General features: G+C 66.4%; 12 protein-coding genes and 1 tRNA gene. All 13 read left to right on the forward strand.

Annotation, left to right across the window (positions count from 1 at the left end):
• On the forward strand, positions 1 to 71 hold a 71-nt coding region (locus F4036_00035), incomplete at its 5' end, for an elongation factor Tu (GenBank protein ID MYK36130.1).
• Between the two features lie 58 nt (positions 72 to 129).
• Positions 130 to 206: transfer RNA gene (locus tag F4036_00040), tRNA-Trp, on the forward strand.
• 22 nt (positions 207 to 228) lie between these two features.
• On the forward strand, positions 229 to 603 hold the full coding sequence (secE, locus tag F4036_00045; protein MYK36131.1) for a preprotein translocase subunit SecE: 375 nt from the start codon (positions 229 to 231) through the stop codon (positions 601 to 603).
• Between the two features lie 17 nt (positions 604 to 620).
• The gene (gene nusG / locus F4036_00050) at positions 621 to 1,148 is read left to right on the forward strand and encodes a transcription termination/antitermination protein NusG (GenBank protein ID MYK36132.1); all 528 of its coding nucleotides are present in this window, start codon (positions 621 to 623) and stop codon (positions 1,146 to 1,148) included.
• Positions 1,149 to 1,163: 15 nt separating this feature from the next.
• Positions 1,164 to 1,601, forward strand: a complete 438-nt coding sequence (rplK, locus tag F4036_00055; GenBank protein MYK36133.1) for a 50S ribosomal protein L11 — start codon at positions 1,164 to 1,166, stop codon at positions 1,599 to 1,601.
• A 2-nt stretch (positions 1,602 to 1,603) separates the two neighbouring features.
• Positions 1,604 to 2,302, forward strand: coding sequence for a 50S ribosomal protein L1 (gene rplA, locus F4036_00060; protein ID MYK36134.1), 699 nt, complete (start codon positions 1,604 to 1,606; stop codon positions 2,300 to 2,302).
• 20 nt (positions 2,303 to 2,322) lie between these two features.
• Entirely contained in the window at positions 2,323 to 2,850 is a 528-nt protein-coding gene (locus tag F4036_00065; protein ID MYK36135.1) for a 50S ribosomal protein L10, read from the forward strand.
• Between the two features lie 49 nt (positions 2,851 to 2,899).
• Positions 2,900 to 3,280 (forward strand): 50S ribosomal protein L7/L12, encoded by a 381-nt coding sequence (locus tag F4036_00070; protein MYK36136.1) that lies wholly within the window; start codon positions 2,900 to 2,902, stop codon positions 3,278 to 3,280.
• Between the two features lie 111 nt (positions 3,281 to 3,391).
• Positions 3,392 to 7,603, forward strand: a complete 4,212-nt coding sequence (gene rpoB / locus F4036_00075) for a DNA-directed RNA polymerase subunit beta (GenBank protein MYK36137.1) — start codon at positions 3,392 to 3,394, stop codon at positions 7,601 to 7,603.
• 34 nt (positions 7,604 to 7,637) lie between these two features.
• Positions 7,638 to 11,876, forward strand: coding sequence for a DNA-directed RNA polymerase subunit beta' (gene rpoC, locus F4036_00080; GenBank protein ID MYK36138.1), 4,239 nt, complete (start codon positions 7,638 to 7,640; stop codon positions 11,874 to 11,876).
• A gap of 295 nt (positions 11,877 to 12,171) precedes the next feature.
• The gene (gene rpsL / locus F4036_00085) at positions 12,172 to 12,543 is read left to right on the forward strand and encodes a 30S ribosomal protein S12 (GenBank protein MYK36139.1); all 372 of its coding nucleotides are present in this window, start codon (positions 12,172 to 12,174) and stop codon (positions 12,541 to 12,543) included.
• A gap of 4 nt (positions 12,544 to 12,547) precedes the next feature.
• Positions 12,548 to 13,027, forward strand: a complete 480-nt coding sequence (gene rpsG / locus F4036_00090) for a 30S ribosomal protein S7 (protein ID MYK36140.1) — start codon at positions 12,548 to 12,550, stop codon at positions 13,025 to 13,027.
• A 69-nt stretch (positions 13,028 to 13,096) separates the two neighbouring features.
• Positions 13,097 to 15,184: an elongation factor G gene (fusA, locus tag F4036_00095; protein MYK36141.1), complete on the forward strand. Its 2,088-nt coding sequence runs from the start codon at positions 13,097 to 13,099 to the stop codon at positions 15,182 to 15,184.
• Positions 15,185 to 15,267 lie beyond the last annotated feature (83 nt).

Raw genomic sequence — 15,267 nt, forward strand, 5'->3', positions numbered from 1 at the left:
GTCTGCGCTTCGCGATCCGCGAAGGCGGCCGAACCGTCGGCGCCGGCGTCGTATCCAGCGTGGTGGAATGAGGGCACTGCCCTCATGGCACTGCCCTCACAAGGCGCTTCGAAAACATTGAAACACAACAGGCCAGTAGCTCAATTTGGCAGAGCAGCGGTCTCCAAAACCGCAGGTTGGGGGTTCGAGTCCCTCCTGGCCTGCCAGCAAACCCTCGCATGACAGGCGATGAAAGACAACAACCCCATCAAGACCGGCAACTCCCTCGACGTGGCGTGGCTTTTGCTCGCCGCGCTGCTGCTGGTGGCCGGGGTCTATGCCTACTACGCCTTCGAGGAACTGCCGATCTTCGTGCGCGTCGGCGGTGTGCTGGTGAGCCTGGCGCTGGCCGCCGCGGTCCTGCTCAGGACCGCCCGCGGTCAGAACGCCTGGCAGTTCGTCCAGAGCTCCCGCGCGGAGTTGCGCAAGGTGGTCTGGCCCAACCGCCAGGAAACCATGCAGACCACGGCCACCGTGCTGGTCATCGTGCTGATCCTGTGCGTGTTCTTCTGGCTGCTGGACATGGGCCTGGCCGCCATCACCCGCCAGCTGACCGGCGCCTGAGGGAGGGATAGGGCGCCATGCACTGGTACATCGTTCAGTCGTACTCCAACTACGAGGAGAAGGTGAAGGCCGCCCTGCAGGAGCGCATCGAGCGCGAGAACATGCAGGACAAGTTCGGCCGCGTGATGGTGCCCACCGAGGAAGTCGTGGAAATGCGCGACGGCGTCAAGCGCCGGTCCTCGCGACGGTTCTTCCCCGGCTACGTGCTGGTGGAAATGGACCTCGACGAGAGCTCCTGGTACCTGGTCAACAGCGTCCCGCGGGTGCTCGGTTTCGTGGGCGGCACCAGCGAGCATCCCGAGCCGATTACCGACGAGGAGGCCGACCGCATCCTCCAGCAGGTCGAGGAAGGCTCGGAGAAGCCGCGGCCCAAGGTGCTCTACGAGCCCGGCGAAGTGGTGCGGGTCGTCGACGGGCCGTTCAACGACTTCAACGGCGTGGTCGAGCAGGTCAACTACGAGAAGAACCGGCTGCGGGTGGCGGTGCAGATTCTCGGCCGCTCCACGCCGGTCGATCTCAGTTTCGGTCAGGTGCGCAAGGCATAGGGAGGGCGGAAGGTTATGGCGAAGAACGTAATGGCGGTGGTCAAGATGCAGGTCGGGGCCGGACAGGCCAGCCCCAGCCCGCCGGTCGGCCCCGCGCTCGGCCAGCACGGCGTGAACCTGATGGAGTTCTGCAAGGCCTTCAACGCCCAGACCGCCAACCAGGAGCCTGGCATGACCACGCCCGTCGTGGTCACGATCTACAACGACCGCAGCTTCAGCTTCATTACCAAGACCCCGCCGGCCGCCGTGCTCCTGCGCCGCGCCGCGGGCGTGGACAAGGGCAGCGGCGTGCCCAACCTGGAAAAGGTGGGCGAGGTGACCCGCGCGCAGCTCGAGGAAATCGTGCGCGCCAAGGACCCGGACCTTACCGCCGCCGACATGGACGCCGCCGTGCGCACCATCGCCGGGACCGCGCGCAGCATGGGGCTGACCGTGGCCGGAGGGGAGGTGTAGTCATGGCCCGTTTGAGCAAGAGACAGAAGGCCATGCGCGAGACGCCCGGACGCACGGACCCGCTGCCCATCGACGAGGCCATCCGCGTCGTGCGCGAGAGCGTGCCGGCGAAGTTCGGCGAGTCGGTGGACGTGGCCATTAACCTCAATGTCGATCCGCGCAAGGCCGACCAGATCGTGCGCGGTTCCACCGTGCTGCCGCACGGACTGGGCAAGGAAATCCGCGTGGCCGTGTTCGCCGACGGCGAAGCCGCCGAAGCCGCCGTCGAAGCGGGCGCCGACGCGGTGGGCCTGCAAGAACTCGCCGACGAAATCAAGGGCGGCAAGATCGAGCACGACGTGTATATCGCCGCGCCCAACGCCATGCGCGTGGTCGGGGCGCTCGGCAAGGTCCTCGGACCGCGCGGGCTTATGCCCAACCCCAAGTCCGGCACCGTGACGCCCAACGTGGGCGAGGCGGTCCGCAACGCCAAGGCCGGCCAGGTGCGCTATCGCACCGACAAGTCCGGGATCATCCACTGCTCGATCGGCAAGAAGAATTTCAGCGAGGAAGCGATCCTCGAAAACCTTACGGCGCTTTTGAACGAACTGGTAAAGGCCAAGCCGCCCGCGGCCAAGGGCGTTTACATGCAGCGCATCACCCTGTCCTCCACGATGGGACCGGGCGTGCGCATCGACCAGTCGAGCATAAAGCTGCAATAGCGATTACGGAAAGCGGACCCATGCCCCTTAACCTTCAACAGAAGAAAGACCTGGTCGAAGACCTGCGTTCCACCGCCGAGGGCGCGGTGGTCTCGGCGGCGGCCGACTACCGCGGCCTCAACGTCAAGGAAATGACCGACCTGAGGCGCCGGGCGCGCGGCGCCGGCGTGACGCTGCGCGTGGTCAAGAACACGTTGTCGCGGCGCGCGGTAAAGGACACGCCCTGCGAGAGTCTCGCCGAGGCGCTGAACGGGCCCACGCTGCTGGCGTTCTCGGACGACGACCCGGGATCGATCGCCAGGCTTTTCAAGGACTTCGCCAAACAGCACGAGGCGCTTCAACCGCGCGGCTTCGTACTCGACGGCGTGCTGTATCCGGGCGATCAGACCGACCGGATCGCCACTTTGCCGACGCTGGACGAGGCGCGCGCGAAGTTTCTGGGCGCACTCAAGGCGCCGATGCAGAAACTGGTTGCGACGCTCGCCGAGCCGCAGGGCCGCCTGGCGCGGCTGCTGGCCGCGCGGCAGGAACAGGCGGAAGCCGAATGAGCCGGCTTTTGCATACCCACTATCGATTCATACCCCCAAGGAGCAAGTCATGACCGCAGGAAGAGCAGAAATCCGCGAAGCGCTGGGCAAGATGCCGGTGCTCGAACTGGTTGAACTGATCAAGGAACTCGAGGAAGAGTGGGGCGTCAGCGCGGCCGCGGCCGTCGTCGCCGGTCCCGCCGCCGGCCCGGCCGAGGAAGCCGCCGCCGAGGAGGAGCAGACCGAATTCACGGTCGTGCTGCAAGGCTTCGGGGAGTCCAAGGTCAAGGTCATCAAGGCCCTGCGTTCGCTGACCACCCTCGGCCTCAAGGAGGCCAAGGACCTGGTCGAGAGCGCTCCCGCTCCCGTATCCGAAGGCGTGTCGAAGGAAGACGCCGAGAAGTTCAAGGCCACGCTAGAAGAATCCGGCGCCACGGTTGAAATCAAGTAGTTGGGCATTGCGCCCCACTTTGGGAGCGAGGGCGTCCCGCCTTCCTTCCGCCATGTACGACTTTCGCCGTTCGCAGGTTCTGCGCGCCCGCCAAACAAGGATTAACCACGTATGACCTATAGCTACACCGAAAAGAAACGTATCCGCAAGAACTTCGGGAAGAGTTCCACCGTGCTGGAGGTGCCGTACCTGCTGGCGATGCAGCGCGACAGCTACGCGCAGTTCCTGCAGGCGGACACCCCGCCGGAGGAGCGCGAGAACGTCGGCCTGCATTCCGTGTTCTCTCAGATATTCCCGATCGTGGCCTACACCGGCAACGTGGAGCTGCAGTACGTCAGCTACAGCCTCGGCGAACCGCCTTTCGACGAGGAGGAGTGCCGGCTGCGCGGCGCCACCTACGCGGCGCCGTTCAACCTCATGGTGCGCCTTGTCATCTACAAGAAGTCCGGCTCCGACCGGGGCGCGGTCCAGGAGATCCGCGAGCAGCAGGTCTACCTGGGCGAGATCCCGCTGATGACCGGACACTGCAGCTTCATCATCAACGGCACCGACCGGGTCATCGTGTCCCAGTTGCACCGCTCCCCGGGCGTGTTCTTCGACCACGACCGCGGCAAGACCCATTCGTCCGGCAAGCTGCTGCACAACGCCCGCGTGATTCCCTACCGTGGCTCCTGGCTGGACTTCGAGTTCGACGCCAAGGACTGCGTCTTTACCCGCATCGACCGCAAGAAGAAGATCCCGGCCACGGTGCTGCTCCGGGCCATGGAATTGAAGGACGAGGATGTCGCCAGGCTGTTCGAGTCCAACGGCAGGCACAGGTCGCCCGACTCCGGCAATGAGATAACCACCGAAGATATCCTCAGCCTGTTCTTCGAGCGCGACGAGTACCGCATCGACAAGAAGGGCAACGTGAAGATGCGGCTGGAGCCGGCGCGCCTTCGGGGGCTGACCGCGCGCTTCGACATCGTCGTGGGCGGCGAACTGCTCGCCCCGAAAGACCGCCGCATTACCCAGCGCCACGTACGCCAGCTGGAGAAATCGCGCCTGAAGTGGCTGGAGCTGCCGAACCTGCCGAAGTACGAGGAAAACGGCGATGCCGCCACCGGCGCCGACGACGAAGACGCGGTCCACCCGCTGATCGGCGAGACCCTGGCCTGCGACATGGTGGACACCGAAACCGGCGAAGTTCTCGCCCGGGCCAACGACGAGATCACGCACGAGATCCTGCGCAGCCTGATCGCCCACGGCATCGGCAAGATCGAGACCATCTACGTCAACGAGCTGGAGCACGGGCCGTACATATCGTCCACGCTCCGGGTGGACGAGACCCGCAGCCGCGACATGGCGCTGGTCGAGATCTACAAGATGATGCGGCCCGGCGAGCCCCCCACCCAGGAGGCTGCGAAGAACCTGTTCAACAACCTGTTCTTCAGCCCGGACCGCTACGACCTCTCGCGCGTCGGCCGGATGAAGTTCAACCGCCGCGTGGGCCGCGAGGAGATTACCGGCAGTTCGATCCTGAGCCCCGAAGATATCGTGGAGGTCCTGCGCGTTCTGCTGGACATCCGCAACGGCAAGGACAACGTCGACGACATCGACCACCTCGGCAACCGCCGGGTGCGTTGCGTGGGCGAAATGGCCGAGAACGCGCTGCGCCAGGGCCTGGCGCGGGTCGAGCGGGCGGTCAAGGAGCGCCTGTCGATGGCCGAGAGCGACGGCCTGATGCCGCAGGAGATGATCAACGCCAAGCCGGTGTCGGCGGCCATCAAGGAGTTCTTCGGTTCGAACCAGCTGTCGCAGTTCATGGACCAGAACAACCCGCTGGCCGAGACCACCCACAAGCGGCGGGTCTCGGCGCTGGGCGCCGGCGGCCTGACCCGCGAGCGGGCCGGCTTCGAGGTGCGCGACGTGCATCCCACCCACTACGGCCGGGTGTGCCCGATCGAGACCCCGGAAGGTCCGAACATCGGCCTGATCAATTCGCTCGCGGTGTATGCGCGCACCAACGAATACGGCATCCTGGAAACGCCGTACCGGCGCGTGACCGACGGCAAGGTCACCAACACCATCGACTACCTGTCGGCCATCGAGGAAGGCCAGTACGTGATCGCCCAGGCCAACGCCAGGGTGACCGACGAGGGCGGGTTCACGCAGCCGCTGGTGCGGGTGCGCTACCGCAACGAGTCCACGCTGATGCAGCGCGAGCGCATCCAGTACATGGACGTTTCGCCGCGCCAGACGGTGTCGGTGGCCGCCGCGCTGATTCCGTTCCTCGAGCACGGCGACGCCAACCGCGCGCTGATGGGCTCGAACATGCAACGCCAGGCCGTGCCCACGCTGCGGGCCGAACCGCCGCTGGTCGGCACCGGCATGGAGCGGGCGGTGGCGATCGATTCCGGGTCCTGCACCGTGGCGCGCCGCTCCGGGTTGGTGGACTACCTGGACTCCTCGCGCATCGTCGTGCGCGTCGAGCAGGAGGACGCGGGCGCCGGAGAGCCGGGCGTGGACATCTACAACCTCGTGAAATACCAGCGCACCAACCAGAACACCTGCATGAACCAGCGTCCGCAGGTGCGCAGGGGCGACCGGGTCGAGGCCGGCGACGTGCTGGCCGACGGCGCCGCCACCAGCCTGGGCGAGCTGGCCCTGGGCCAGAACCTGCTGGTGGCCTTCATGCCCTGGAACGGCTACAACTTCGAGGACTCCATCCTCATTTCCGAGCGGCTGGTGCACGAGGACCGCTTCACCAGCATCCACATCGAGGAGCTGACCTGCATGGCGCGCGACACCAAGCTCGGCGCCGAGGAGATCACGGCCGACATTCCCAACGTGGGCGAGGCCGCGCTGGCCAAGCTGGACGAGTCCGGCATCGCCTTCATCGGCGCGGAAGTGAAGGCCGGCGACATCCTGGTCGGCAAGGTCACCCCCAAGGGCGAGACCCAGTTCACGCCTGAGGAGAAACTGCTGCGCGCGATCTTCGGCGAGAAGGCCTCCGACATCAAGGACACGTCGCTGAGGGTCCCGGCCGGCATGGACGGCACGGTGATCGACGTGCGCGTGTTCACCCGCGAGGGCGTCGAGAAGGACAAGCGCGCGCTGGCCAACGAGGACCAGGAACTGGCCGGCGTCAAGAAGGACCTGGACGATCAGCGCCGGATCATCGAGGAAGACCTGTTCCAGCGCGTGCGCGAGCTGATCGAGAACAAGATGGCCGACGGCGGTCCGGAAGGCTTCCGGCCCGGCAAGGTCACGCCCCGGAAGCTCGAGGCCCTGCCGCGCGATCAGTGGTTCGAGATCAGCATGCGCACCCGCAAGCTCAACGAGAACCTCGAACGCGCCCGCGAGCGGCTGCAGCAGATTCGCGAGGAAATGGAGAGCCGCTTCACCGAGAAGGCCCGCAAGATCACGGCCGGCGACGAACTGGCCGCCGGCGTGCGCAAGATGGTCAAGGTGTACATGGCCGTCAAGCGCCGGGTGCAGCCCGGCGACAAGGTGGCCGGACGCCACGGCAACAAGGGCGTGATCTCCACGATCGTGCCGGTGGAGGACATGCCGTACCTGGACGACGGCACGCCGGTGGACATGGTGCTCAATCCCCTGGGCGTGCCCTCGCGCATGAACACGGGACAGATTCTCGAGTGCCATCTCGGCTGGGCCGCCAAGGCCCTGGGCCTGCAGCTCGGCGAACTGATCTCGCAGGACGGCAAGAAGGGCACCCTGCGCGAGACGCTGGAGAAGATCTACGACTACTCCGCCACGGGCGGCGGCCAGAGCGTCGAGTCGCTCGACGACGACGACCTCGCCGACCTGGCCAGCAACCTGGCCAACGGCGTCACAATGGCCACGCCGGTGTTCGACGGCGCCACCGAGGCCGAGATCAAGGACATGCTCAAGCTGGCGGAACTGCCGGAATCGGGGCAGACCACGCTGTTTGACGGGCGCACCGGACAGGCCTTCGACCGCCCGGTGACGGTCGGCTACATGTACATGCTCAAGCTCAACCACCTGGTGGACGACAAGATGCATGCCCGCTCCACCGGTCCCTACAGCCTCGTGACCCAGCAGCCGCTGGGCGGCAAGGCCCAGTTCGGCGGACAACGTTTCGGCGAAATGGAGGTGTGGGCGCTGGAAGCCTACGGCGCGGCGCACACGCTGCAGGAGATGCTCACCGTCAAGTCCGACGACCAGTCCGGCCGCAGCCGGATGTTCAAGAGCATCGTGGACGGACGCCACCGGGTCGAGGCCGGCATGCCGGAATCCTTCAACGTGCTGGTGAAGGAAATCCGCGCGCTCGGCATCAACGTGGAGCTCACCCGCAACTGATGTTCATCAAGACAAACACACAAAGGAGCGATGCATGAGAGAAATCACTCGCATGGCCCAGGCCGCCCCCGGATTTGAAGACTTCGATTCCATCACGATCGGACTCGCGTCCCCGGAAATGATCAAGTCGTGGTCCTGGGGCGAAGTACGCAAGCCCGAAACCATCAACTACCGGACCTTCAAGCCCGAGCGCGACGGCCTTTTCTGCGCCCGCATCTTCGGCCCCCTGAAGGACTTCGAGTGCATCTGCGGCAAGTACAAGCGCCTCAAGCACCGCGGCGTGATCTGCGAGAAGTGCGGCGTGGAGGTGCGCGAGGCGCGGGTGCGCCGCGAGCGCATGGGCCACATCGACCTGGCCACGCCGGTTGCGCATATCTGGTTTCTGAAGTCGCTGCCCTCGCGCATCGGGCTGATGCTCGACATGACCATGCACGAGATCGAGCGGGTGCTGTATTTCGAGGCCTTCGTCGTGACCGACCCCGGCGACACCGACCTGGAGCAGGGCCAGCTCCTGACCGAGGAGCTCAAGCGCGAGGCGCTGGAGATGTACGGCCCCACCTTCGAGGCCGAGATGGGCGCCGCCGCGATCCGCAAGCTGCTGCGCCAGGTGGACCTCGACGAGGCCATCGAAAAGGTGCACGGCGAAATCGACGCCACCGGTTCGGAAACCAAGATCAAGCGCCTGACCAAGCGGCTCAAGCTGCTCACGGCCTTCCGCGATTCCGGCAACCGGCCGGAGTGGATGGTCCTTACCAGGCTGGCGGTGCTGCCGCCGGAACTGCGGCCGCTGGTGCCGCTGGAGGGCGGGCGCTTCGCCACCTCCGACCTGAACGATCTCTACCGCCGGGTCATCAACCGCAACAATCGCCTGCGCCGGCTGCTGGACCTCAACGCGCCGGAAATCATCGTGCGCAACGAAAAGCGCATGCTCCAGGAAGCCGTCGACGCGCTGCTGGACAACGGCCGCCGCGGCCGCGCCTTCACCGGCAGCAAGAAGCGCGCGCTGAAGTCGCTGGCCGACATGATCAAGGGCAAGCAGGGCCGGTTCCGCCAGAACCTGCTCGGCAAGCGCGTGGACTACTCGGGCCGTTCGGTCATCGTGGTGGGCCCGACGCTCAAGCTGCACCAGTGCGGGCTGCCCAAGAAGATGGCGCTGGAGCTGTTCAAGCCCTTCGTGCTGTCGAAGCTGCAGGTGTTCACCGAGGCCACCTCGGTGAAGGCCGCGCGCCGCCTGATCGAGCGCGAGGAACCGATCGTCTGGGATTTCCTCGAAGAGGTGATCCGCGAACACCCTGTGCTCCTGAACCGCGCGCCGACCTTGCATCGCCTCGGCATCCAGGCCTTCGAGCCGCTGCTGATCGAGGGCAAGGCCATCCAGCTCCACCCGCTGGTCTGCACCGCCTTCAACGCCGACTTCGACGGCGACCAGATGGCCGTGCACGTGCCGCTGTCGCTGGAGGCGCAGCTTGAGGCCCGCGCCCTGATGATGGCCTCGAACAACATCCTGTCGCCGGCCAACGGCGAGCCGGTGATCGTTCCGTCGCAGGACGTGGTGCTGGGCATCTACTACATGACCAGCAAGCGCATCAACGCGCGCGGCGAGGGCATGATGTTCAGCGGCCGCGACGAGGTGCACCGCGCCTACGAAACCGGGGCCGCCGACCTGCACGCCGCGGTCAAGCTGCGCGCCGGCGGCGAGCTGATCGAGACCACCGTCGGCCGCGCCCTGCTCGGCGCGCTGCTGCCGGAGGAGCTCGACTTCGAACTGATCAACCGCACGATGAACAAGCGCGAGATCGGGCAGCTCATCAACGCCTGTTATCGGCAGGCCGGCCTCAAGAAGACCGTGGTCTTCGCCGACCGCCTGATGTACATGGGCTTCCAGTTCGCCACTTCGGCCGGAATCTCCATCGGAATCAACGACATGGAGGTGCCCGAGAACAAGCCGGAAATCCTCGCCGAGGCCGAGGAGAAGGTCAAGGAAATCCAGGACCAGCACGCGCAGGGCCTGGTGACGGACGGCGAGCGCTACAACAAGGTCGTCGATATCTGGTCGCATACCAGCGACCGGCTGGCGCGGGTCATGATGGACAACCTCGGCACCGAGCAGGTCACCAACGCGGCCGGCGAGGAGGTCACCCAGAAGTCCTTCAACTCGATCTTCATGATGGCCGACTCCGGCGCCCGCGGCTCGGCGGCGCAGATGCGCCAGCTGGCCGGCATGCGCGGCCTGATGGCCAAACCGGACGGCTCCATCATCGAGACGCCGATTACCGCCAACTTCCGCGAAGGCCTGGACGTGCTGCAGTACTTCAACTCCACGCACGGCGCCCGCAAGGGCCTGGCCGACACGGCGCTGAAGACCGCCAACTCCGGCTACCTGACCCGCCGGCTCGTGGACGTGGCCCAGGACCTGGTCGTGACCGAGGAGGACTGCGGCACCACCGCCGGCCTCGTGATGGAAGCGGTGCTGGACGGCACCGAGCAGATCCAGTCGCTCACCGACCGCATCCTCGGCCGCGCCACCGCCCGTCCGGTCGTTTCGCCGGCCACCGGCGAGGAACTGATCGCCGCCGGCGAGCTGCTCGACGAGAAACTGGCCGCGCTCATTGAAGAGCATGGCGTCGAGCGGGTCACCGTGCGTTCGCCGATCACCTGCGAGACCCGCTTCGGCGTGTGCCGCAACTGTTACGGGCGCGACCTGGCCCGCGGCAAGTGGGTGAACATCGGAGAGTCGGTGGGCGTGATCGCCGCGCAGTCGATCGGCGAGCCCGGCACCCAGCTCACGATGCGTACTTTCCACATCGGCGGGGCCGCGTCCAGGACCGGCGCGCGCAGCAGCATCGAGGTGCGGCGCGACGGCGTGGTGCGGCTGCAGAACCTGAAGACCCTGAAACACAAGAAGGAAAAGCGCCTGGTGGCGGTGAGCAACACCGGAGAACTGGCGCTGGTGGATGCCGACGGGCGGGCGCTGGAGCGCCACAAGGTCAGCTACGGCGCATCCATCCTGGTGAACGACGGCGACAAAGTGAAGGCCGGCCAGACCGTGGCCACCTGGGACCCGCACAACCGTCCGATCATTTCCGAAGTGGTGGGCTGGATCGAGTTCGAAGACCTGCTGGAAGGCATTACGGTGGAGGAGCGCATCGACGAGCTCACCGGCCTTTCGACCGTGGCGGTGCTGGAACGCCGCCGCCGGCCCTCTTCGGGCGCCGACAAGGAGCCGCGGATCCGCCTGACCGACAAGAGCGGCGCCGTGCTGCACTTCAGCGGCACGGACGCGCCGGTGGAGCACAAGATGCCGGAAGGATCGGTGCTCGACCCCATGCTGGCCGCTGCCTGGCAGAAGTCCCGCGGACTGGAGGAAGGCGGTTCGAAGGCGTCCGGAAAGCTCAAGGTGGAAACCGGCGACGTGCTGGCCCGCGTGCCGGCCAGCGAGGCCAAGTCCATCGACATCACCGGCGGCCTGCCGAGGGTGGCGGACCTGTTCGAGGCCCGCAAGCCGCGCGAGGCCGCGATCCTCGCCGAACACCGCGGCGTGGTGAGCTTCGGCCAGGACACCAAGGGCAAGCGCCGCCTGATCATCGCCGACGAGCAGGGCGAGGAAGTCAAGATGCTGGTGCCCAAGGACCGTCCGCTGAACGTGTTCGGCGGCGAGCGAGTCGAAACCGGCGAGATGATCGCTGACGGCGAGCCCAACGTCCACGACATCCTGAGGCTGCGCGGCGTGCAGGCCATGGCCGAGTACCTGGTGGGCGAAATCCAGGCCGTGTACCGGCTGCAGGGCGTGCGCATCAACGACAAGCACATCGAGGTGATCATCCGCCAGATGCTCAAGCGCGTCGAAGTGATCGATCCGGGCGAGAGCGGACTGCTCAAGCGCGAGCAGCTCGAGCGTTCGCAGGTGGTCGAGATCAACGAGCGGATCGAGGCCGAGGACAAGACGCTGGCCACTTACCGGCCGTTGCTGCTGGGCATCACCAAGGCGTCGCTGGCGACCCGCTCGTTCATATCGGCGGCGTCGTTCCAGGAGACCACCCGGGTGCTCACCGAGGCCGCCGTGATCGGCATGCGCGACGAACTCAAGGGCCTGAAGGAAAACGTGATCGTCGGCCGGCTGATCCCCGCCGGCACCGGCTTCCACTATCACCAGGAGCGCGTGCGCCGGCGCGAGAAGCGCCTCGAGATCGAGGCCGCTGAAGCCGCCGAGGCCGAGTTCGCCACCGTCTCCCCCGAAGACGCCCCCACCGCCGTCGAGGAACAACCCGCCTGACCCGTCCCCGCCTGACCCGCTGAAGACCGTTTCCGCTACACCCCTTTTGGGGAGCGTTGGAGCCAGGATGGCGGAATCGAGCCAGGGAGGGCGACTCCACGAAAGGGGTGTAGCGGAAACGGGCGAGGGACAGGCACAAGCCAGACCGGCTTGTTATTGACTTTGCGGGCGAATTCCGCATAATTCGCGGATTCCGTGCTTGCGGCTGAGGCTGCCTAGATGGGCGTCCTCAAGGAACGCTGCAAGCCGGGTTTTTCCAACCGCAAAACAAGGGCAAGGGGCAGGCCGTAAAGCAATGTCCACGGTGAATCAGCTTGTGCGCAAGGCGCGCGCTCCGCGGCGGGCGAAAACCAGCGTTCCGGCGTTGGAGAACAGTCCGCAGAAGCGCGGCGTCTGCACGCGCGTGTACACCACCACGCCCAAGAAGCCGAACTCGGCGATGCGCAAGGTGGCCCGGGTACGTCTCACAAACGGCTTTGAGGTCACCAGCTACATCGGCGGCGAAGGCCACAACCTGCAGGAGCACTCGGTTGTGCTGATCCGGGGCGGCCGCGTCAAGGACCTTCCCGGCGTCCGCTACCACACCATCCGCGGCACGCTCGACTGCGCCGGCGTAACCGACCGCCGCCAGGGCCGCTCCAAGTACGGCGCCAAGCGGCCGCGCTGACACCATGTCCCGCCGCTCCCGCGCCCCCCGCCGGCCCGTTCTGGCTGACCCGCTGTACGGCAGCGAGCTTTTGTCGCGCTTCATCAACATGATCATGAAGAGCGGCAAGAAGTCGGTGGCGGAGAACATCGTGTACGGGGCCATCGACGTGATCTCCAGGATCCGCAAGCAGACCCCCGAAGAGGCGCTGGTACTGCTGGAAGAGGGCCTGGAGAACGTCAAGCCCACGGTCGAGGTGCGCTCCCGCCGGGTCGGCGGCGCCACCTACCAGGTGCCCGTGGAAGTGCGCGCGGCCCGCCGCGAGACGCTGGCGATGCGCTGGATGATCGACGCGGCCCGCAAGCGCACCGAGAAGACCATGGCCGAGCGCCTGGCGCGCGAACTCATGGAAGCCTCGGAGAACTCCGGGGCCGCCGCCCGCCGCCGCGAGGAAACTCATCGAATGGCGGAGGCCAACAAGGCTTTCGCGCATTACCGCTGGTAGGCCGGCCGCCGGCGCCAGATCCTTGTTCGCACAAGCGTCCTTCGGCCTTCACGGTACGGGTATAGAACCATGCGCGCTACGCCCATCGGCCGTTACCGCAACATCGGCATCATGGCCCACATCGATGCCGGCAAGACCACGACCACGGAGCGGGTCCTGTTCTACACCGGCGTTTCGCACAAGCTGGGCGAGGTCCATGACGGCGCGGCCATCATGGACTGGATGGAGCAGGAGCAGGAACGCGGCATAACGATTACTTCGGCGGCCACCACCTGCTTCTGGAGCGGGATGCGCCGCCAGTTCCCCGAGCACCGCATCAACATCCTGGACACGCCGGGGCACGTGGATTTCACGATCGAGGTCGAGCGCTCGCTCAGGGTGCTGGACAGCGCCGTCGCGTTGTTCTGCGCGGTGGGCGGCGTCGAGCCCCAGTCCGAGACCGTGTGGCGGCAGGCCAACCGCTACGGCGTGCCGCGGATGGCGTTCATCAACAAGATGGACCGCGTGGGCGCGGACTTTTTCCGCGTCGTCGGCCAGATCGAGTCCCGCCTGGGCGCCAAGGCCGTGCCGATCCAGGTCCCCATCGGCAGCGAAAGCGATTTCGCCGGCGTCGTGGACCTGGTCGAGGAACGCGCCATCTACTGGAGCGAGGCGGACCTCGGCACCACCTATCGCGAGGACGACATTCCCGAAGAGCTCGCCGAACTCTGCGCCGAATGGCGCGAGCGCATGGTGGAGGCCGCCGCCGAGAGCGACGACGAGTTGATGGAGAAGTACGTGGGCGGCGAACCACTCACGGCCGACGAGATCCGCCGGGGTCTGCGCGAGCGCACCCTGCGCAACGAGATCGTGCCCGCCATGTGCGGCAGCGCGTTCCGCAACAAGGGCGTGCAGGCGGTGCTGGACGGCGTCGTGCACTACCTCCCTTCGCCGGCCGAAAAACCGCCGATCACCGGCATCAACGGCTCCGGAGAAACGGCCGAACGCGCGCCGAACAACGAGGCGCCCTTCTCGGCGCTGGCATTCAAGATCGCGAACGACCCGTACGTCGGCAACCTGTCGTTCATCCGCGTGTATTCCGGTCGCATCAAGTCCGGCGACCGGGTGTTCAACGTCACCCGCGGCAAGAAGGAGCGCATCGGGCGCCTGCTGCAGATGCACGCCAACGACCGCGCCGAGGTCTCGGAAATCCGCGCCGGCGACATCGTCGCCGCGGTGGGCCTGAAGGACGTGACCACGGGCGACAGCCTGACCGAAGTCGGCAAGCCCATCGCCCTGGAGCGCATCACGATCCCCGACCCGGTCATCCATGTGGCCGTGGAGGCCCGCACCCGCGCCGACCAGGAAAAGATGTCGCTGGCGCTTCAGAAACTGGCCAAGGAGGACCCGTCGTTCAAGGTGTCCACCGACAAGGAGTCCGGCCAGACCATCATCGCCGGCATGGGCGAGCTGCACCTGGAGATCCTGGTGGACCGCATGCGCCGCGAGTTCCAGGTCGAGGCCAACGTGGGGCGCCCGCGCGTGTCCTACCGCGAGACGATTCGCCAGGTTGTGGAGCAGGAGGGCCGGTTCGTGCGCCAGACCGGCGGCCGCGGCCAGTACGGCCACGTGTTCCTGCGCCTGGAGCCGCTGCCGTCCGGGGGCGGCTACGAGTTCGAGGACAAGATCGTGGGCGGCGCGGTGCCCAGGGAATACATCCCGGCCGTGAACAAGGGCGTGCAGCAGCAGATGGGCGAAGGCGTGCTGGGCGGCTACCCGGTCGTGGACGTCAAGGCGACGCTCTATGACGGCTCGTTTCACGAAGTCGATTCCAGCGAGGTCGCCTTCCGCGTAGCCGCGGCCCAGGCTTTCCGCGAGGGCATGAGGCGGGCCAAGCCGATCCTGCTGGAGCCCACGATGAAGCTCGAGGTGGTCACGCCCGACGACTACATGGGCGACGTGAGCGCCGACCTGACCCGCCGGCGCGGCGAGCTGCACAGCATGGAAGAGTCGCCCGCGGGCAAAGTGGTGCGCGGCGAGGCGCCGCTGGCGGAGATGTTCGGCTACGCCACCACGCTCCGCTCGATGTCGCAGGGCCGCGCGACCTATTCGATGGAATTTTCCCGTTACACTCCGGTCCCCGCCAAGGTGGCGGCGGACCTTACTCATACCGGCTGAGAGCCGAACTGCAAGGAGACAATCACTTATGGCCAAGGCGAAATTTGAGCGTACCAAGCCGCATGTGAACGTGGGGACGATTG

The sequence above is a fragment of the Gammaproteobacteria bacterium genome, from assembly GCA_009845905.1.
Classification (GTDB): Bacteria; Pseudomonadota; Gammaproteobacteria; order Steroidobacterales; family Foliamicaceae; genus Foliamicus.

Coding starts and splice junctions, on each gene's coding strand:
- fusA (MYK36141.1), top strand. CDS start 13,097: ATGCGCGCTACGCCCATCGGCCGTTACCGCAACATCGGCATCATGGCC.
- rplK (MYK36133.1), top strand. CDS start 1,164: ATGGCGAAGAACGTAATGGCGGTGGTCAAGATGCAGGTCGGGGCCGGA.
- rplA (MYK36134.1), top strand. CDS start 1,604: ATGGCCCGTTTGAGCAAGAGACAGAAGGCCATGCGCGAGACGCCCGGA.
- nusG (MYK36132.1), top strand. CDS start 621: ATGCACTGGTACATCGTTCAGTCGTACTCCAACTACGAGGAGAAGGTG.
- rpsG (MYK36140.1), top strand. CDS start 12,548: ATGTCCCGCCGCTCCCGCGCCCCCCGCCGGCCCGTTCTGGCTGACCCG.
- F4036_00065 (MYK36135.1), top strand. CDS start 2,323: ATGCCCCTTAACCTTCAACAGAAGAAAGACCTGGTCGAAGACCTGCGT.
- secE (MYK36131.1), top strand. CDS start 229: ATGAAAGACAACAACCCCATCAAGACCGGCAACTCCCTCGACGTGGCG.
- rpoB (MYK36137.1), top strand. CDS start 3,392: ATGACCTATAGCTACACCGAAAAGAAACGTATCCGCAAGAACTTCGGG.
- F4036_00070 (MYK36136.1), top strand. CDS start 2,900: ATGACCGCAGGAAGAGCAGAAATCCGCGAAGCGCTGGGCAAGATGCCG.
- rpsL (MYK36139.1), top strand. CDS start 12,172: ATGTCCACGGTGAATCAGCTTGTGCGCAAGGCGCGCGCTCCGCGGCGG.
- rpoC (MYK36138.1), top strand. CDS start 7,638: ATGAGAGAAATCACTCGCATGGCCCAGGCCGCCCCCGGATTTGAAGAC.